Here is a 17226-nt window from a genome sequence, read left to right as displayed (position 1 = left end):
ATGTTCTTTTGCAAAAGGATTATCAAAAAACCTTATATATCAACGTTCTTTTATTTTACCTTGTTTTGAAACTGTTAATGAATGTGTCTCTGTTATTTTCGGTGCCGGCAATCAGCCGCGCACTTTCACTGATCCGCTGTGCGAGAGCTTTTTGCGCCTTGCCTTCGAAGCTGTTCAATAAAGCTGAGTAAACTTCATATAATTCATCTTTCAATGTGTCCATTTCGAATGTCGGTTTCAGCGTTTGGCGCACTGTTTCCAGTTTTGTTCCCGCTGCCTGCGTCATAACGGTTTTCAGCATCTGCCGCTGCAGCCTTTTCTTCATCGGGTCGTCCTTGTGTTCTAGAAGTTCGTCTAATGTCGGCATTATGTATCCACCTCTATCATCTTAACCAGTTTGCGAGCATCTGGTCTTTTTCCTGAAATTTGTCCGCTATTTTATGTAAGAATCCGCCGATCTCTTCAAGGTCTGTGATCGCCGCCTGCAAAGAATCAATAAACGCCTGCTCAGCCTGAGTGTCGTAAAAAATCGGGCCTTTGTCGTAGGATTGCGCAATATCTTCAATTGTATTGGTCACGTCCTGTGCTTGAAGCTGATCAAACAAGCCGTGTCCGACTTGGCCGTAAAATTCGGTTTTCAGCTCGGCAATTTTTTCATCGTGCTCCTGATAGGCGTTCTGCGCTTCTTTTTTCATCGTCCGCAAATCCTCAGTCATGGCCTGCACCTTTTCAGCCAGCTTCTTTGCATTTTTCGGCGTTACTTTTATCGCGTCTCCGCTTCCGATCGCACCGGCCGGCAGAAGAGCGCCGAGGTTTTTGTCAAAGACTAATTCATCTCCGTTCGGATTTGTGATGTTTCCGTTTCGGTCAAATATGAAATTCGCTTCGTTTAAGCCGTGTGTATCCGGATTTCTCAGAATGACGGTAGTAAAGAAATAAGCGAGATTCTTGCTGATCTGCTCGTTTAAGTTCCCATCAAGCCGCTGCTTTCGGCTGAACTGTGAGAGTGAGGGGTTTTTCGTATAAATCGTTGTCCCGTTGTGGCGGTCATATTCATTCCAATAACCTGCCCCGACCATGTCGTCCGGATTGATAATTGACCGGATGTAAGGATCGTATAGGCCGCTGTTGATGTCTTTCTGTGTTTCCTCATCGTGCAGTTTCACGACGGAAGGACTGTTAAACGCGACGGCATAAATATCATTATTCACCGCGCTGTATTCGGCCTCAGCGCCGCCGAGTGAATGGCCGGTTGTTGAAATAATTGTTGACGTTCCGGCATACTTTTTCTTTAAGCTGCGTACCAGCTGATCGGCTTGATCGATTTGCGATGTTTTCGTAATGAGTTTATAGTTTCCGGTTATAAGCATCGTGTCTTGAGAATGTGTGCCGTTATATTTTCCGAGTGTTTTAGACGTATCCTTCGCGTCCTTTTCAACGATATAATGAGCTTCTTTTTTGGGGTCGCTTCCAAAAACAATATTCCCGCCGTCCGCTTTTACGCCGTCATTGATCGGGTCTTTTCCGATATCGGTTCCGGCAAAGGCGACGACCACGTTTTCGGGGTTTTTTGATTTTATCCATTTTCCGTTTTTGGTCTTGATGCCTTTTGAGAATACAAAGGCATCAAGACCCGTATCAGAATCCTGCTTCACTTTCTCAACGTACCAATATGACGTCTTACTTATTTTATAAGGAGTTTTATATTTCATATGCAGGGCTAACATTTTATAATGGTAAGCTGCTTGACTCAAACGGTAATATTCTTTATCTGTGACATTAGAGACTGTTATTTCTTTTCCTTTTGGCATATATACATCACCTTTCTTATATTGTAAAATAGTTCCGAAAGGATGATACGCATGAGAAAATACATTATTATCCTAATTGTTATAATTATAGCAGTGGGAGGTTTTTTCGTGAAGCGTCAATATGATAAACATAAAAACGAAGAAAAACTTGTGATTGAGGCGCAAGAGCACATGAAGAATTACTTAAAAAAAGACTATAAAAATGTACAGGAAGTTCATTTTTCAAAAGACTACAATATCGATCCGACAGGCGGAGTTGAAGTTTCAGGCTACATAAATAATAATAAAGAAAAAGAATTTTCCGGTATATATGATCCAACGAACAAGGAGATAGGTATTTCAGTGGTCAATGCCGAAGAAAGGTAAAATACCCACCTCAGGATGAGTGGGTATTTATTTTGTTTAATTATCTACAAAATTCGTGATATGTTTCTCATACAGTTATCTCATTTGTCGAAGCATCCCCGATATTAACGGTAACCGCATACAAATATAATGACAACTCAACGATAGGAAAAACGTCGGATCAGCATTTTACTCGCTTTAAGTTCCAATCTTAACTTGTCAGCAACCATCGCGATGAATTCTGAATTGGTTAGCTTTGCTTTTGACATGCTTAAAGTATATTCATATCAAGTTTTCGCTCATTTCGTTTACTTAAAAACGACAGTTATTTATAGGAAAGGGTTGATTTCCAAATGAAAAAGAAAAAGTACATAATTACCCTTATTTTAATAATTATAGCAGTTGGGGGACTTTTTATGAAGCATCAGTATGATCAAAAGGAAAAAGAGATTGCGTTATTCGAAGAAGCCCGGAGTCATATGGAAAAGTTTTTAACAACGACCTATAAAAATGCGGATGATATCCATTTTTCTGAGGATTATTATATTAATCCAATGGGTGGTATTAGTGTTAAGGGTTATACTAACGGAGAAAAAGAGTTTGAAGGTCTATATGATCCAAACAATAAAGAAATATTATCATATACGGTTGATGCCGAACCCAAAGAAGAATGTAAAGATAAGCTTTGTACAAGATAAATTAGCCAGCTCAATCGAGCTAGGCTAATTTTGTTTTATTGCTCTTCCTCTATCTCCTCGACATAAAACAAATCTTCCATAGGGACATCTAATCCTATGTTAATAATGAATAGTGTTGTGATAGATATCATATCTTGTATTTGTTTTAAATCTGCTTATCGCAGCCTCAGTAGAACCAACTAAATCAGCCAATTCCTTCTGGCTTTGAATTCCCTTCTCCTTCATCACTTCACATTTAACCTAGATCTAACTAACGCTTATAAAAAAGTATTCTCGATCATTGATACTTGATACATTGATGTTTTTTAGACATGTACAACACCCCAAGGTTGATGTAAATTTAATCTAAGAAAGGATGAGTTTGTGAAGAGATACAAAATTGCCCTAATATTTGTGATAACTATAGCGTCAGGAAGTATCTACATGAAGTACCACCATGATAAAAAAGAAGCAGAACAAGCACTTTTTATCCAAGCGAAAAATAAAATGGAAAGCTATATAAAAGCTAATTACAAAAATATAAAGCAAATTACATACAATAACGATTATAAAATAAATCCTATGGGTGGTATTTCCGTGAAGGGGTACTTGAATGGTAATAAGGAAAAAGAATTTTTTGGACTTTATGACAAAACGAATGATGAAATAGGAGTTTCGTCAGTCGATGCGGAAGAGAAACCCGAATGTCAGGAAAAAGAATGTGAATACTAAAAAGACGCTGGAATAAAGAAGTACTCTGGATTGCCGCTTATATGATCCTCTGTGGACACTGAAGAAAAATCTTAAGACGCCTAAATGCACCGGATGTCACCGGCCATTTTTTCTAGTCCGCGAATGAAAAAATATATTATGATCTTCATGGTTATCTTTATAGCAGCCGGAGGTTTTATAATGAAGAGTATGAATGATAAAAATGTTCAGGCTGAAGAGATAAAGATTGCTCAAGAACGAATGGAGAAATTTATCAAAGCGAATTATGAAGGAATACATAACGTTACATTTAAAGATAAATACGAAACAGATCCAATGGGCGGGATAGAGGTATTTGGCTATTACAACGATGATACATCAAATAAATTTGACGGTATTTATGATAAGGCAAATGACAAGATCATGGGGCACTCAATAGACGCTGTCATAAAGAAAGAATGCAGAGATAAAGATTGCGATTATTAATAAAGACGCTCGTCTGGTATGAGCATACACTAAACAAAAAAGACAAGGGTTCGGCATGTGCCGCCCTTGTCTTTTTTGTTGAACACCTCTTTTTTCGGGTAAACTTTATCAGAGGCAGCTCATTATTTGACAGTCCATTTTAACAGCGTTACAATTAAACGTGTAAATAGTTACATGTTTAAATAAACATAATATCTCGGGAGGTGATACGTTCTTGAATGAACCATCTTTAAAAAAGTCATCAATGATTCAGTGAACCGCATCATTGATCCCGAGCATGTTTATTTCTGCACTGTGCCTATGTTTGAAACAAGCAGTGAGGCATATCAGTTTCTGCAGGACCGGCTGTTTATCGGGGCTGCGGTCAGATTGTCGGATGACATTCGGTTGGATATTTATGAAGTTCAATAATGATATGGAGAGTGAGTCGACATGGAAAACTTTATCGGAAGCCATATGATTTACACGTATGAAAACGGCTGGGAGTATGAAATTTATATTAAAAATGATCATACGATCGACTATCGGATTCATAGCGGTATGGTAGGCGGACGCTGGGTGCGCGACCAAGAAGTGAATATCGTAAAGCTGACAGAAGGCGTATATAAAGTGTCATGGACTGAACCGACAGGCACAGACGTTTCATTAAACTTTATGCCGAATGAAAAACGGATGCACGGGATTATTTTCTTCCCGAAATGGGTGCATGAGCATCCGGAAATCACGGTATGCTACCAAAATGATTACATTGATGTGATGAAAGAGTCACGTGAGAAATATGAGACGTATCCTAAATATGTCGTTCCTGAGTTTGCTGATATTACGTATCTCAACAATGCGGGAATCAATAACGAATCATTGATTTCAGAAGCGCCGTACGAAGGAATGACAGATGATATTCGCGCAGGAAAATTAAAATAATAGAAAAAACCCGGCTCAGCTGCCGGGTTTTTTGTGTATGAAATCAGGAAATCCTGCGGTTTTTACGACAGGGTCTTCGTCATAATAAAGTCGATTTGTTCATCATCCCCCATATAAAAAGAGTGTTCTCCCGTTTGGACAAACCCCATTTTTTTATAAAAGGCGATTGCGTTTTCGTTTTTTTCCCATACGCCAAGCCAGATTTTCTTTTTGTTGTGTTCGGCAGCGATTTTCACAGCTTCATTCAGCAGATATTTGCCAAGCCCGTGTTTCTGGTGGTTTTTTCTTATATAAATTCTCTCAATTTCCAGAGAATCATCACCCATTTTTTCTGATTGAGCTTCATCCATGTTGATTTTTACATATCCCGCAAGATCATCATCATAATAGACAAAATAGAATTGTGAAGACCGATTGGCTAATTCCGTTTTCAGCTGTTCAGAGCGGAATGCATTTTCCAAATAAGCCTTCATATTTTCAAGTGAATTTTGATCTGTAAATGTATCATTGAATGTTTCAATGCTTATCTCACGGAGTGCTGTTATATCGTCGAGGCTGCATTTTTTTAATCTGATGCTCATGTTCATACAGCTCCTTTCTTATTTATGAAATATTGTAATTGCAATAAAAATACCGTATATTAAACATAACGTGATTTTATTGTATTTGCAACATAAAACACAAAAATGAGGCCGGTAAAATGAAATATGTTTTTTATGTTTTGGGAATCATCATATTAACTTTTGGTATTTCTGTCACGATTCAATCTGATCTTGGAACGTCGCCTTTCGATGCGCTAATCGTGGGGCTGTCTGTACATGCCGGGCTGACTGTGGGAAGCTGGGAAATCATCATAGCTTTCCTGTTAATATGCTGCAATTCAATGTTAAAAAGACAAAGACCGGAATTTTCAGGGATGATTACGGCGTTTATAACGGGAATCGGGATTGATATGTGGCTATTTTTCCTGCATCGTTTTATAGTGCCTGAACCATGGTACGAAAAAGCGGGTTGTTTTGCCATCGGTTTGGTTGTGATCGGGATTGGAACGGCGGCTTATCTGCACACAAATTTCGCACCGATCCCGGTTGACCGGTTAACGTTGATTATCCGCGAATTAACAGGAAGAAGCATCTTTTTTTCAAGAACGGTCATTTACTTCGTGTTTTTCATATTGGCATTGATCTTAAAAGGTCCGGTCGGTATCGGGACGTTATTCACCGTTTGTTTAGGAGGACTCATCCTTCATTTCTTTATGCCGATTACCGGAAGATGGATAGACGGTATCTTAACAGCATCTCAAAAGCAGAAAGAAACGAAAAATCTGTGATAGCCTTTAATGATCTTAGAATCTCCTCTATACTCCTTTTCATCCGGAGCTTACGGTATAATTGGTTTGTATGAACTTGTAAAAAAGGGGGAGGGATTTTTCATGGGCGGTCAAAGAAAGCTCGTTTTTTACGGTGCTGTCAGCGCAGATGGCTATCTTGCGCGGGAAAATCATTCTTTGGATTGGTTAATCGGGACTGAAGGTGAAGAAGACACTGATTATGCAGCTTTCTATGAATCTGTCGATACAATCATCATGGGCAGAAAAACATATGATGAAATGATGACGTTATTTCCCGAGGAGTTTCTGTATAAGGGAAAAGAGTGCTATGTGTTTTCGCGGACATTGACCGGGCGTACTGAAGATGTGCGGTTTATTCATGAAGAGCCTGCCGGTTTTATACAAGCGTTGAAACGACAAGAAGGCAAGCGGATTTGGATTGTCGGCGGGAGTGATTTGCTGCACCCGGTTTTGGAGGAAAAACTTGTCGATGAGTTTATCATTCAGATCGCCCCCGTTCTGCTCGGCCGGGGAATTCCGTTATTCAAACCCGGAGACCGGGAGACCGGGCTGAAGCTGACTGATGTCCGGCGCTATAAACAATTTGCGGAATTGCATTATGAAGTGAGATAAATGAAATAAAAGAAAGAAACCCAGTAAGGTTACCGGGTTTCTTTTTCATGTTTGTTTTTATGTTTTGAAATTGTGTGGGCCGGCCCGTATGAAAATCCTGCAGCCATGATGACAGCCCCTATCCACCTCACGGCATAGAAATCAGTGTCGCGCAGGAAGACAACTGAAACTAAGATCATCAGCGCCCCGATGATAACGGCAGCTGTGCCGATAATACTTGATTTCTCCATATAAAAACTCCTTTATGAATGGTTAGATGATCAGTTATAAAGGAATATAACATATAAGGGTTAATATGGAAAATGGTATCTGCGAAGTCGAATGACTGAGGTCTGAACTGGGATGAAAACGAAACCCCAAGGGAACCTGATCCCTTGGGGGTTTTTTATGCTTGAAACAGGATGCGGCGTTTGGCAGAATCGGGATCACTTTCCGTCGAGATGGCTGTGTTGAAAATGAGCGTCTCACGCGAGCCTGTTTCATACTGAGGCCAATGGAGCTGATCGGTGTCCGGGTTTCCTTTTTTCGCAAAGGCCAGCCATGCGGATTGCATCAGCCTGGAGAGCTCTTTTACATCTTCACCGAGCGGTTTCTGCAGCGTCTTTTTCAAAGAATCAAAGTTTCCGAACACAAACGGCAATTCCAGAGCGTGAACCGCTTTATGAAACGGCGGTGTTTCGCCATGCCAGTCAAAGCGGTACATCCAGATCGGTGCGAATCGCGACTGTCCTTGTGCGAAAGCGACAGCCGGCCGCCAGAATATCAGATCCGTCATCATATCAATTTGTCCCGTTAAGGAATGAGGATATAAGGGTGCCGCTTGCAAATAGCCCTCTTCTCCAAGGTGATGGCGCAAATAATCGGCGTGCTCCCGCTCGGAATGAACAGGTGAATCAGGGGTGAAAAATAAATATCCTTCATCCCGATTGGTGCCGATAAGTATCGGTATGCCTTCTGCCGCACCGCCGTGAATCGCTTTTTCAGGTTCCTCCGGCAATGTGGCCGGATCTATGGCCGGCTGATAAAAAAGATGAAAAATATTCTGTCCCTTTACACTGTTCACTTTTCCGGCAGCTGTGAGAATGTCATCTGTCGGGAGGGTATGCAGTTTGCTCATGTCATCTGTCTTAATACCGGCCTCGCTGATAAAAGTCTCGGCAATGTCTTTTGCCATATCAGCAGTCATCGTCTGAGAGGCCCCGCTTTCTAAAATGGCTTTATGAAACAGGCCTTTTGCGCCAGGCATTGCCATAAGGGAGGCGATGCTCATGCCGCCTGCCGATTCACCAAATACCGTGACGTTATCAGGGTCCCCTCCAAAAGCGGAAATATTGTCCTTCACCCAGCGCAGCGCGGCGATCTGATCGAGCAGGCCGATATTGCCGGGATATGCGTCATGAATAGAAGACAAATGTAAAAAACCGAACGGTCCGAGCCTGTAATTAAGTGTCACCACAATGACATCTCCTTCAGCGGCAAGAGCAGACCCGTCGTAAATCGGTTCGCTTCCGGCGCCTAAAAAAAATGCGCCGCCGTGAATCCATACCATGACAGGCCGTTTCACACCCTCTGATTCTGGGGCGAACACATTCAGGTAAAGGCAATCTTCAGATTGAGGCGGAACATCTCCAGAAAACGACATGGACAGCAAATCAGCCGGCTGCGGACAAACCGGTCCGAACGCGTCGGCATGTTTTACGCCGTCCCAAGGTGCGGGCGGCTCCGGCGCTTTAAATCTCAGCTCTCCGACGGGCGGCTTGGCGTAAGGGATGCCCTTCCATGTGCGGACACCGCGGCCGGCAGTTCCTTTTAATGTGCCGCAGCGGGTTTGAACGGTGAGTACAGTCATGACTTCATCCCCTTTTTTCTTTTCATTATATACAGAGATGAAGACATGAAGCGAATGAAATCCCTTTCACCTGCATATGATCAGTAACGCTTTCGTTCTAAAAATGACCTGACTTCCTGAACGGACAAGCCGAGTTCTTTTGCTTCCTGCATCAGCGCTTTCCATTCCTCAATGTTAGATTCAGTCAGTTTTCTGTTGCGGTAGGGTGCGGGCTCCGGCCGTTTTTCAGTCAGTTTGTTCGTAAAGGTGAACAGTTCTTCTTTCGGCATGCCTGACTGCACGGCCTGCACGAGATGAATGCGCCACTCATCTTCCGTGCCTCCCATATGATGCAGCATCGTTTCGGCATCAAAAAGCTCCGTCAGATCGACTTGAAGGGTGGCGGACACTTTTTTAAGAAATTGGATGGACGGATTTGAGTGAACCCCCCGTTCTATCTTGCTTAAATAAGATTTAGAGACTCCCGCTTCGACTGCTAGCTGATTAATAGAGTAGCCTTTTCTTCTGCGGTATAAACGTATTATTCTTCCAATCATTGTGCTGAATTCTCCCCTGCATACTGACATTTTTTCGTTCATTATAAGAAATTTTTCGTTCTTTATAAAATTTAAAATTGAAAGGTAAGTGCAGTAAATAAGAGGAAAATCACGATAATGTTCTCTAAAAAGAACCAAATGGCTTAATTTGAAATTTTCAAATTTCGAGCTTTTCTTTTATAATCCAATCATTAACAGAAGGGGGCGTTTAAGCCTGATGCAATAAGGATGAGGCTGTATATTACATGAATGAGAATATGAGTTTTAAAGAATTATTTGACATTATTAAGCACAGATTTTTACTGATTTTTATCATGACAGCAGCGGTGACGCTGATAACAGGATACATCCAATTCCGGGTGATTTCGCCCGTTTATCAGGCGTCGACACAAGTGCTCATTCATGAAACAAGCGGTGAAAAAAATTCAAATCTCAGCGACGTTCAGCTGAATCTTCATTACAGCACCACGTTTCAAACGATAATGAAAAGCCCGGTTGTGCTTGAGAAAGTGAAACAGACGCTGCATCTTTCTGAGACGGCATCCGCTTTAAAAGCGAAGATCACGACAAGCAGCGAAACCGATTCAGAAATCATCACCGCAGCGGTGCAGGATGAGAATCCGAAAAAGGCCGCCGCTATAGCGAACACGCTGATGAAGACATTTAAAAAAGAAGTCCGCGACAGGATGAATATAAAAGGCGTCGTCGTTTTGTCTGAGGCGAAAGCATCGGAAAGCCCGATGGTCAAGCCTTCGCGCATCCGGAATATCATGATGGCATTCGGTGCGGCTCTTATGGCCGGTGTGACGCTTGCGTTTTTTCTCCACTTTCTTGATGAAACCGTTAAGAGCGAGCGGCAGCTCAGCGAAAAAACGGACTTACCCGTTTTAGGGGTTGTGTATGATATCAAAAATCAGCAGACACGGTCTGATGAAAAACATTTCGGGGAGTGAGGCGTTTGGGATTCAGAAAAAAGAAGTCAAGACGGGGATTGGCTCAAATATCTGTTTTACATCACAAATCATTGGTGGCTGAACAATACCGCACCATTCGGACAAATATTGAGTTTTCCTCTGTCCAGACCCATCTGCGCTCCATTCTCGTCACTTCTTCCGTTCCGGGAGAAGGAAAATCATTCAGCGCCGCCAATCTTGCCGCGGTATTTGCGCAGCAGGAGAAAAAGGTGCTGCTCGTCGATGCGGATTTACGAAAACCGACGATACACGAGACTTATCAGCTTGAAAATGTACAAGGCCTTACGAATGTGTTAGTCGGAAACGCTTCCCTTGATGAAACTGTGCAAAAAACGCTGATTGACAACCTCTATGTTCTAACGAGCGGGCCGACGCCGCCGAATCCGGCAGAGCTTTTGTCATCAAAGGCGATGGGAGAGCTGATTCAGGAGATGTACAGCCGGTACAGTCTTGTTATTTTCGACTCACCTCCGCTTTTGGCGGTGGCTGACGGACAGATTTTAGCGAACCAGACGGATGGAAGCGTTCTCGTCGTCTTGAGCGGAAAAACGAAAATGGATACCGTCCAAAAGGCGAAAGACGCGCTCCAGCAGTCAAAGGCGAAGCTTCTGGGCGCGCTGCTGAATAAAAAGAAGATCAAAAAAACAGAGCACTACTCGTATTGAGCGGTGCAGGTGATGTCTCCTTACCTTTATCAACGGAGGCACTCGGCTCTGCTGTGGGCAGCGGTTTCTGCTGCCTTAGATGCTGGTCGTCGGTGGCGGGGTGTGAGGACGGGTTAAATGCCCAATTTATCTTAAGATGATGCATTGTTATCGGCTTAGCTGTTATGCCAGTTTTTTTACGAAAACCGTATCAGCTAAACCGATAAATGAGGAGGGGAAAGATTGACTTACCGGAGAAGACTTTCAATGATTTTTGCATTGGATACGTATCTCGTTTTACTTTCCGTTGTTATAGGATATCAATTTTTTGAGGATTCTTATCACTTTTATGACTCCGGAGCGTTATTGCTGACCGCCGTGAGCATGCTGATCAGCCACCATGTATGCGCTTTTATGTTTCATCAGTATAAGCAGGTATGGACGTATACGGGAATAGGTGAGCTGCTTGATCTGCTGAAGGGGATCACTCTGTCCGCAGCCGTGACAGCCGCCGTCCAATACGGGGTGTTCCACACGATTTTGTTCCGGCTTTTAGCCGTCAGCTGGATGATTCAGCTATTGTTTATCGGAGGAAGCCGGATGATTTCGCGCGTGCTGAAAGAAACGATCGGCAGGAAGCAAAATGACTCTTCCCGGGCGCTGATCATCGGCGCGGGCGCAGGGGGAACGCTGCTCGCCCGTCAGCTTACGCAGAAAAATGATCTCGGGATCATGCCGGTGGCTTTTATTGATGATGATCAGACGAAGCATAAGCTCAAAATTATGGGCCTGCCCGTCATCGGCGGAAAAGAAAGCATTATGCCGGCGGTGCAGAGGCTGAGAATTCATCATATCATCATCGCCATTCCGTCTCTTTGCCCCCATGAGCTCCAGACGCTGTACAAAGAATGTGTGCAGACGGGCGCCCATATTAAAATCATGCCGCAATTTGATGAGATCCTGCTCGGAACGCAGGCTGCCGGACACATCAGGGATGTAAAAGCCGAAGATCTCCTCGGCAGAAAGCCGGTCACCCTTGATACGAGCAAAATTTCTGACAGCATAAAGGGGAAAACGATTCTGGTCACGGGCGCCGGCGGCTCTATCGGTTCTGAAATCTGCCGCCAGATCAGCGCGTTTCTTCCGCATGAAATCGTCCTTCTCGGCCACGGGGAGAACAGCATTTATTCGGTGCATAACGAACTGTCCGCACGCTTTGGCAAAGAGGTGCTTTTTCACGCGGAGATTGCCGATATTCAGGACAGAGATAAAATCTTTACGTTGATGAAGAAATATGAGCCGCACGTCGTCTATCATGCGGCCGCTCATAAACATGTGCCGTTAATGGAACATAATCCGGAAGAAGCCGTCAAAAACAATATTATCGGCACGAAAAATGTCGCCGAAGCCGCCGATATGTGCGGAACGGAAACATTCGTGCTGATTTCTTCTGACAAAGCGGTCAATCCGGCCAATGTCATGGGCGCGACGAAGCGGTTTGCGGAAATGGTCATCATGAACCTCGGAAAGGTCAGCCGCACCAAATTCGCCGCCGTCCGTTTCGGAAATGTGCTCGGAAGCCGCGGCAGCGTCATTCCGATTTTTAAAAAGCAGATTGAAAAAGGCGGACCCGTCACCGTCACGCATCCGGCGATGACAAGATATTTTATGACGATTCCCGAAGCGTCAAGACTCGTCATTCAGGCGGGGGCGCTTGCAAAAGGGCGGCAGATTTTCGTTCTGGATATGGGAGAGCCTGTCAAAATCGTCGACTTGGCAAAAAACCTGATTCATTTATCAGGCTATACGACAGAACAGATTCCCATTGAATTCTCCGGCATCCGCCCGGGAGAAAAGATGTATGAAGAACTGCTGAATCATAATGAAGTACATACGGAACAGATTTTTCCGAAAATCCATATCGGGAAAGCGATCGACGGGGATTGGGCCGTGCTCATCCGTTTTATGGAGGAATTCAGCCGTCTGCCTGAAGATGAGCTGAGAAAACGGCTGTTTGAGGCGATTGAATCAGTACATGAAGAAGCTGCCGCAGGCGTGTGATGGGAGGACAGAAAGATGACGAAAAAAGTATTATTTTGCGCCACTGTCGATTATCATTTTAAAGCCTTTCACCTTCCGTATTTTCAATGGTTTCAGGATATGGGCTGGGAGGTGCACGTCGCGGCAGGCGGTCATATGAACCTTCCGTTCGTTGATAAAAAGTTTTCCATTCCGATCCGGCGCTCCCCGTTTCATCCCGAAAATCTTTCTGTTTACAGGCGGCTGAAGCAGCTCATTCAAGACAACGGCTATGACATGATTCACTGTCATACGCCGGTCGGCGGCGTACTCACCCGCCTTGCTGCGAGACAAGCGCGCCAAAAAGGGACAAAGGTGCTGTACACCGCGCACGGCTTTCACTTCTGCGACGGAGCGCCTCTGAAAAACTGGCTTCTTTATTACCCGATCGAAAAATTTCTCTCTTCTTATACGGATTGTCTCATTACCATTAATGAAGAAGATTTCGAACGGGCCAAGCAAATGAAAAAAATGGATTGCGACGCGAAAAAAATACACGGCATCGGTGTTAATACAGACAGGTTCCGCCCTGTGAGCCGGGGAGAAAGTGAACGGCTGAGAGAAAAACACGGCTTCAGCGCCGGGGAATTTATCCTCGTATATCCCGCCGAATTAAACGGCAACAAAAATCAGGGTATCCTCATTGAGTCTGCGGCCTTGCTGAAGCGCAGCATCCCGGAGCTGAAACTCGTATTTGCCGGAGAAGGCGCGATGGAAGAGCCGTACAGAAAAAAGGCTGAATCACTCGGGGTATCCGACATTGTGCGATTTTACGGTTTTTGCCGCGACATTCATGAGCTGATTCAGCTTGCCGATCTGTCTGTCGCCTCAAGCATCCGCGAAGGGCTCGGTATGAATCTGCTTGAAGGGATGGCTGCCGAAAAGCCCGTCGTTGCCGCGGACAACAGAGGGCACCGCGAGATTATTGAAGACGGTGTGAATGGTTTTCTCGTGCCGGCCGGAGACAGCGCGGCGTTTGCCGATCGTATTGAAAAGCTGTACCGCTCCCCCGGCCTGCGAAAAGCAATGGGGCAAAAAGGGCGCAGGACGGCGGAAAGTTTTTCAGAAACACGCACGGTAAAGGAAATGGCGCATATTTACGCCGGTTATATGGATAAAAAGGAGAAAAGCGTATGAATGCAGGAGCACAACCGAAAATTTCCGTTATCATGGGGATTTATAATTGCGAACAGACTTTAGCGGAGAGCATTGAATCCATCCTGAGCCAATCTTACAAGAATTGGGAGCTGATTATGTGTGATGACGCGTCAACTGACGGAACGTATCAGATTGCGCGCCGCTACGCGGACCATTACAGCGACCGGATCACGCTGATTCAAAATAAGACAAACAAGCGGCTTGCCGCTTCGCTGAACCGCTGTCTGACATACGCAACGGGGGATTATATCGCCAGACAGGACGGTGATGACATCTCCAACCCGAGAAGACTGGAAAAACAGGCCGCTTTCTTAAACAAGCACGCCCACTATCAAGTCGTCGGCACGGGGATGCTCGTATTTGACGAATTCGGCGTAAGGGGCGCCCGGCTTTTGCCGCCCGTGCCGAAACCGGGAATTATGGCGAAAGGCACACCGTTCTGCCACGGCACCATTATGATGCGGGCCGAAGCGTACAATACGCTCGGCGGCTACCGGTCAGTCAGGCGGACGCGGCGGATGGAGGATATCGATTTGTGGCTGCGCTTTTTTGAAGCGGGTTTCCGAGGGTACAACCTTCAGGAAACGCTGTATAAAGTCAGAGAGGACAGCGATGCATTCAAAAGGAGATCGTTTACGTATTCCATTGATAACGCGGTGCTCGTTTTTCAGGCGTGCAGACGGCTGAAGCTGCCGCTTTCCCATTACGTGTATATCGCAAAACCGCTCATCCGCGCTATAACCCCGCCCGCGGTCATGAACCGTTATCATAAAAACAGGGACGTCCGCCAAAAAGAAGGGCTTGCCGAACATGACTGACAAGCCGGCGCGGGTGCTGCACATCTTCAGCGGGATGAATAGAGGCGGCGCAGAAACGATGATGATGAATTTGTACCGGAAGATGGACAGAACGAAGGTGCAGTTTGACTTTTTAACCCATAGGAACGATCCGTGCGCTTATGATGAGGAAATTCTTGCTCTCGGCGGACGGCTTTTTTATGTGCCGAGCATCGGCAGCACAAACCCGATTACTTTTGTGAAACAGGTCAAACGGGTGATTCAGGAAAAAGGACCGTTTGCCGCCGTGCATGCTCATACCGATTTTCAGTCGGGATTTATCGCATTGGCCGCTCGTTTAGCAGGCGTCCCCGTGCGGATCTGTCATTCGCACAGTACATCGTGGCGGGGGCGGTCGTCCGGGCTTGGCAAGATGCAGATGTTTGTGTTCAGGCGGCTGATTACGGCAAATGCCACCGCGCTGTGCGCCTGCGGAGAAGAGGCGGGCCGTTTCTTATTCGGAAAACAAAAAGACGTGCGGCTTTTGCCGAACGGCATTGATCTTGATTTATTTGCCGGCGGACGCGCGGACATAGAATCTGAAAAAAGGAAGCGGGGCATTGCCGCCGGCCGATTGGTGATCGGTCATATCGGCCGCTTTACAGAGGAGAAAAACCACGAATTTCTGCTCCGGCTGGCCGCTGATATGAAAGAGCGGGGCATCGGTTTACAGCTGATCCTCGCCGGAGACGGTCTGCTTCGCACCGATATGGAAAAGCTGGCGGAGAAGCTGGGGCTTGATGGTGCTGTGCGTTTTATCGGTGTGGAAGATCGCGTTCATGATCTGCTGAAAACGCTGGATGTATTTGTCATGCCGTCTCTTTATGAGGGGCTGCCCGTCACGCTCGTTGAAGCGCAGGCCTCCGGGGTGCCGTGCGTCATATCAGACGGCATTACAGAAGAAGCCGATGCCGGGCTCGGGCTGGTCAAAAGGCTCAGCCTCAAAGAACCGCTTGAACAATGGGCATCCGCGATTTTGCGGGCAGCTGAGGCGCCAAAGCCTGGCAGGGCGCGCATTAAAGAAACCCTCGGACGGCTGGGATATGACGCGGGAGAGAATGCGGGGGCTGTGATGAAGCTTTACAATATGAACTGTGAAAAGGAACAGTAACGAATGATTGTATATGTAGTCAATATGGGAATTGTTTATATTTGGTCATGGTTCGCAAAAATGTGCGGCGGGCGTGATCAATCGCTTTCAACCGGATACCGGCCGAATCAGCTCGTCATGCTCGTTCCGCTGCTATCGCTTGTATTGGTTTCCGGTTTGCGTTACAGAGTCGGGACGGATTTTCAGACGTACGCGCTGATGTACAAACTGGCGGGAAATTACGGGAGCATATGGGAGATCTTCGGGTTCGGAGCGAAAAAAGCAGCCGTTGATCCGGGATTTACCGCTCTTATCTGGCTCATGAATTTTATCACGAAAGATCCGCAAATTATGTATTTCACCGTGGCGGTCGTGACGTGCAGCTTTATTTTAAAGGGGCTCGTTGAGTTCGGACGTCCATTTGAACTGAGTGTGTTTTTGTTTTTGGGCACGTATCATTATTACGCTTCCTTTAACGGAATCAGGCAGTATATGGTGGCGGCTGTTTTGTTTTGGGCCGTCCGCTATGTGATAAATGGAAGCTGGAAGCGTTATATGTCCATCGTGCTGTTGTGTTCGCTCTTTCATTCCTCGGCCTTAATCATGATTCCGGTTTATTTCATTGTCAGAAGAAGAGCCTGGTCGCCCGCGATTTTCGGGCTGTCGGCCTTGTTTCTTCTCATGACGTTTCTGTATCAGAAGTTCATTTCGCTGTTTGTCGTCGTGCTGGAAAACAGTTCGTACGGCCATTATGAGAAATGGCTGATGACCAACACGAACGGGATGAACGTCGTAAAAATCGCGGTGCTGCTTCTGCCGCTGTTTTTGGCTTTTTGCTACCGGGAGCGGCTGCGGAAGCTCTGGCCTGACATTGATGTCATCGTGAATTTCTGTCTGCTGGGTCTGCTTTTCGGTCTGCTGGCGACAAAGGATGTTATTTTTGCCCGGTTTAATATATATTTCGGCCTTTACCAAATGATCCTGATCCCTTATTTTGTGAGGATTTTTGATGAAAAATCGAATGCGCTGATCTATATCGCCATTATTGTCTGTTATTTTCTTTACAGCTATTTGCTTATGCCGGTCGATTCGTCTGTGCTTCCGTACAGAACGATTTTTTCCCGGTAATGAATACTGGAGGTTTAT

At 45.2% G+C, this 17226-nt stretch carries 21 protein-coding genes and 2 pseudogenes; 15 read left to right on the top strand and 8 right to left on the bottom strand.

Annotated features, from left to right (window positions below):
• Window positions 1-55: 55 nt before the first annotated feature.
• Window positions 56-367 (bottom strand): hypothetical protein, encoded by a 312-nt coding sequence (locus ABDB98_RS16400; RefSeq protein WP_045925896.1) that lies wholly within the window; start codon window positions 365-367, stop codon window positions 56-58.
• A gap of 16 nt (window positions 368-383) precedes the next feature.
• Window positions 384-1811, bottom strand: a complete 1428-nt coding sequence (locus ABDB98_RS16395; RefSeq protein ID WP_438420703.1) for a lipase — start codon at window positions 1809-1811, stop codon at window positions 384-386.
• Window positions 1812-1862: 51 nt separating this feature from the next.
• Here ABDB98_RS16395 and ABDB98_RS16390 point away from each other — a divergent pair, with 51 nt between their 5' ends.
• Entirely contained in the window at window positions 1863-2177 is a 315-nt protein-coding gene (locus tag ABDB98_RS16390; RefSeq protein ID WP_012118522.1) for a DUF1433 domain-containing protein, read from the top strand.
• A 137-nt stretch (window positions 2178-2314) separates the two neighbouring features.
• Here ABDB98_RS16390 and ABDB98_RS16385 read toward each other — a convergent pair.
• A pseudogene (locus tag ABDB98_RS16385) lies at window positions 2315-2443 on the bottom strand (hypothetical protein); the annotation flags it as partial.
• A gap of 66 nt (window positions 2444-2509) precedes the next feature.
• Between ABDB98_RS16385 and ABDB98_RS16380 the strand changes: the two are divergent.
• Window positions 2510-2854: a DUF1433 domain-containing protein gene (locus ABDB98_RS16380; RefSeq protein WP_438420702.1), complete on the top strand. Its 345-nt coding sequence runs from the start codon at window positions 2510-2512 to the stop codon at window positions 2852-2854.
• Window positions 2855-2953: 99 nt separating this feature from the next.
• On the opposite strand, the gene ABDB98_RS16375 is transcribed toward ABDB98_RS16380, so the two are convergent.
• On the bottom strand, window positions 2954-3079 hold the full coding sequence (locus ABDB98_RS16375) for a hypothetical protein (protein ID WP_438422162.1): 126 nt from the start codon (window positions 3077-3079) through the stop codon (window positions 2954-2956).
• Window positions 3080-3277: 198 nt separating this feature from the next.
• Here ABDB98_RS16375 and ABDB98_RS16370 point away from each other — a divergent pair, with 198 nt between their 5' ends.
• The 4 genes and pseudogenes from ABDB98_RS16370 to ABDB98_RS16355 all read left to right on the top strand — a co-directional run bounded on the left by ABDB98_RS16370 (window position 3278) and on the right by ABDB98_RS16355 (window position 4951).
• Entirely contained in the window at window positions 3278-3565 is a 288-nt protein-coding gene (locus ABDB98_RS16370; protein WP_438420701.1) for a DUF1433 domain-containing protein, read from the top strand.
• Window positions 3566-3745: 180 nt separating this feature from the next.
• Window positions 3746-4030 (top strand): DUF1433 domain-containing protein, encoded by a 285-nt coding sequence (locus ABDB98_RS16365; protein ID WP_438420700.1) that lies wholly within the window; start codon window positions 3746-3748, stop codon window positions 4028-4030.
• Between the two features lie 249 nt (window positions 4031-4279).
• Window positions 4280-4441, top strand: a pseudogene (locus ABDB98_RS16360) (DUF3237 family protein); the annotation flags it as partial.
• Between the two features lie 21 nt (window positions 4442-4462).
• A complete protein-coding gene (locus ABDB98_RS16355) occupies window positions 4463-4951 on the top strand; it encodes a phenolic acid decarboxylase (protein ID WP_045925902.1) in 489 nt (162 codons plus the stop codon).
• A 62-nt stretch (window positions 4952-5013) separates the two neighbouring features.
• Here ABDB98_RS16355 and ABDB98_RS16350 read toward each other — a convergent pair whose 3' ends face one another.
• Window positions 5014-5532, bottom strand: coding sequence for a GNAT family N-acetyltransferase (locus ABDB98_RS16350; protein ID WP_438420699.1), 519 nt, complete (start codon window positions 5530-5532; stop codon window positions 5014-5016).
• Window positions 5533-5651: 119 nt separating this feature from the next.
• On the opposite strand from ABDB98_RS16350, the gene ABDB98_RS16345 reads away from it, so the two are divergent.
• Window positions 5652-6281, top strand: a complete 630-nt coding sequence (locus ABDB98_RS16345; RefSeq protein WP_438420698.1) for a YczE/YyaS/YitT family protein — start codon at window positions 5652-5654, stop codon at window positions 6279-6281.
• 102 nt (window positions 6282-6383) lie between these two features.
• Window positions 6384-6914, top strand: coding sequence for a dihydrofolate reductase family protein (locus ABDB98_RS16340; protein WP_438420697.1), 531 nt, complete (start codon window positions 6384-6386; stop codon window positions 6912-6914).
• A gap of 29 nt (window positions 6915-6943) precedes the next feature.
• Here ABDB98_RS16340 and ABDB98_RS16335 read toward each other — a convergent pair whose 3' ends face one another.
• The 3 genes from ABDB98_RS16335 to slrR all read right to left on the bottom strand — a co-directional run bounded on the left by ABDB98_RS16335 (window position 6944) and on the right by slrR (window position 9299).
• A complete protein-coding gene (locus ABDB98_RS16335; protein WP_049627452.1) occupies window positions 6944-7144 on the bottom strand; it encodes a hypothetical protein in 201 nt (66 codons plus the stop codon).
• A 155-nt stretch (window positions 7145-7299) separates the two neighbouring features.
• Window positions 7300-8763 carry a carboxylesterase/lipase family protein gene (locus ABDB98_RS16330; protein ID WP_438420696.1) on the bottom strand — a complete coding sequence of 488 codons (1464 nt, stop codon included), beginning with the start codon at window positions 8761-8763 and terminating at the stop codon, window positions 7300-7302.
• A gap of 80 nt (window positions 8764-8843) precedes the next feature.
• On the bottom strand, window positions 8844-9299 hold the full coding sequence (slrR, locus tag ABDB98_RS16325) for an HTH-type transcriptional regulator SlrR (RefSeq protein WP_003151541.1): 456 nt from the start codon (window positions 9297-9299) through the stop codon (window positions 8844-8846).
• 245 nt (window positions 9300-9544) lie between these two features.
• On the opposite strand from slrR, the gene ABDB98_RS16320 reads away from it, so the two are divergent.
• From ABDB98_RS16320 to ABDB98_RS16290, 7 genes are all read left to right on the top strand, one after another.
• Complete coding sequence (locus ABDB98_RS16320) at window positions 9545-10252, top strand: YveK family protein (RefSeq protein WP_060964208.1); 708 nt, start codon at window positions 9545-9547, stop codon at window positions 10250-10252.
• 5 nt (window positions 10253-10257) lie between these two features.
• The gene (locus tag ABDB98_RS16315; protein ID WP_060964209.1) at window positions 10258-10938 is read left to right on the top strand and encodes a CpsD/CapB family tyrosine-protein kinase; all 681 of its coding nucleotides are present in this window, start codon (window positions 10258-10260) and stop codon (window positions 10936-10938) included.
• Between the two features lie 222 nt (window positions 10939-11160).
• Window positions 11161-12978, top strand: a complete 1818-nt coding sequence (locus ABDB98_RS16310) for a polysaccharide biosynthesis protein (RefSeq protein WP_326351454.1) — start codon at window positions 11161-11163, stop codon at window positions 12976-12978.
• A gap of 15 nt (window positions 12979-12993) precedes the next feature.
• On the top strand, window positions 12994-14133 hold the full coding sequence (locus ABDB98_RS16305; protein WP_438420694.1) for a glycosyltransferase family 4 protein: 1140 nt from the start codon (window positions 12994-12996) through the stop codon (window positions 14131-14133).
• Window positions 14130-14972, top strand: coding sequence for a glycosyltransferase family 2 protein (locus ABDB98_RS16300; RefSeq protein ID WP_438420693.1), 843 nt, complete (start codon window positions 14130-14132; stop codon window positions 14970-14972). The genes ABDB98_RS16305 and ABDB98_RS16300 overlap by 4 nt, the downstream gene beginning before the upstream one ends.
• Window positions 14965-16101: a glycosyltransferase family 1 protein gene (locus tag ABDB98_RS16295; RefSeq protein WP_438420692.1), complete on the top strand. Its 1137-nt coding sequence runs from the start codon at window positions 14965-14967 to the stop codon at window positions 16099-16101. The genes ABDB98_RS16300 and ABDB98_RS16295 overlap by 8 nt, the downstream gene beginning before the upstream one ends.
• Before the next feature lie 3 nt (window positions 16102-16104).
• Window positions 16105-17208, top strand: coding sequence for an EpsG family protein (locus tag ABDB98_RS16290; protein WP_047477235.1), 1104 nt, complete (start codon window positions 16105-16107; stop codon window positions 17206-17208).
• Window positions 17209-17226: the final 18 nt, after the last annotated feature.

The sequence above is a fragment of the Bacillus siamensis genome (genome assembly GCF_051628075.1).
In the GTDB taxonomy this organism is placed as follows: Bacteria; Bacillota; Bacilli; order Bacillales; family Bacillaceae; genus Bacillus; species Bacillus siamensis.
This window is presented reverse-complemented; position numbering and strand designations above follow the sequence as displayed.

What these genes read in the sequence shown, in the direction of transcription:
- ABDB98_RS16400 (WP_045925896.1), bottom strand. Translation starts at nt 367, where the DNA reads ATGCCGACATTAGACGAACTTCTAGAACACAAGGACGACCCGATGAAG.
- ABDB98_RS16395 (WP_438420703.1), bottom strand. Translation starts at nt 1,811, where the DNA reads ATGCCAAAAGGAAAAGAAATAACAGTCTCTAATGTCACAGATAAAGAA.
- ABDB98_RS16390 (WP_012118522.1), top strand. Translation starts at nt 1,863, where the DNA reads ATGAGAAAATACATTATTATCCTAATTGTTATAATTATAGCAGTGGGA.
- ABDB98_RS16380 (WP_438420702.1), top strand. Translation starts at nt 2,510, where the DNA reads ATGAAAAAGAAAAAGTACATAATTACCCTTATTTTAATAATTATAGCA.
- ABDB98_RS16375 (WP_438422162.1), bottom strand. Translation starts at nt 3,079, where the DNA reads ATGAAGGAGAAGGGAATTCAAAGCCAGAAGGAATTGGCTGATTTAGTT.
- ABDB98_RS16370 (WP_438420701.1), top strand. Translation starts at nt 3,278, where the DNA reads ATGAAGTACCACCATGATAAAAAAGAAGCAGAACAAGCACTTTTTATC.
- ABDB98_RS16365 (WP_438420700.1), top strand. Translation starts at nt 3,746, where the DNA reads ATGAAGAGTATGAATGATAAAAATGTTCAGGCTGAAGAGATAAAGATT.
- ABDB98_RS16355 (WP_045925902.1), top strand. Translation starts at nt 4,463, where the DNA reads ATGGAAAACTTTATCGGAAGCCATATGATTTACACGTATGAAAACGGC.
- ABDB98_RS16350 (WP_438420699.1), bottom strand. Translation starts at nt 5,532, where the DNA reads ATGAGCATCAGATTAAAAAAATGCAGCCTCGACGATATAACAGCACTC.
- ABDB98_RS16345 (WP_438420698.1), top strand. Translation starts at nt 5,652, where the DNA reads ATGAAATATGTTTTTTATGTTTTGGGAATCATCATATTAACTTTTGGT.
- ABDB98_RS16340 (WP_438420697.1), top strand. Translation starts at nt 6,384, where the DNA reads ATGGGCGGTCAAAGAAAGCTCGTTTTTTACGGTGCTGTCAGCGCAGAT.
- ABDB98_RS16335 (WP_049627452.1), bottom strand. Translation starts at nt 7,144, where the DNA reads ATGGAGAAATCAAGTATTATCGGCACAGCTGCCGTTATCATCGGGGCG.
- ABDB98_RS16330 (WP_438420696.1), bottom strand. Translation starts at nt 8,763, where the DNA reads ATGACTGTACTCACCGTTCAAACCCGCTGCGGCACATTAAAAGGAACT.
- slrR (WP_003151541.1), bottom strand. Translation starts at nt 9,299, where the DNA reads ATGATTGGAAGAATAATACGTTTATACCGCAGAAGAAAAGGCTACTCT.
- ABDB98_RS16320 (WP_060964208.1), top strand. Translation starts at nt 9,545, where the DNA reads ATGAATGAGAATATGAGTTTTAAAGAATTATTTGACATTATTAAGCAC.
- ABDB98_RS16305 (WP_438420694.1), top strand. Translation starts at nt 12,994, where the DNA reads ATGACGAAAAAAGTATTATTTTGCGCCACTGTCGATTATCATTTTAAA.
- ABDB98_RS16300 (WP_438420693.1), top strand. Translation starts at nt 14,130, where the DNA reads ATGAATGCAGGAGCACAACCGAAAATTTCCGTTATCATGGGGATTTAT.
- ABDB98_RS16295 (WP_438420692.1), top strand. Translation starts at nt 14,965, where the DNA reads ATGACTGACAAGCCGGCGCGGGTGCTGCACATCTTCAGCGGGATGAAT.
- ABDB98_RS16290 (WP_047477235.1), top strand. Translation starts at nt 16,105, where the DNA reads ATGATTGTATATGTAGTCAATATGGGAATTGTTTATATTTGGTCATGG.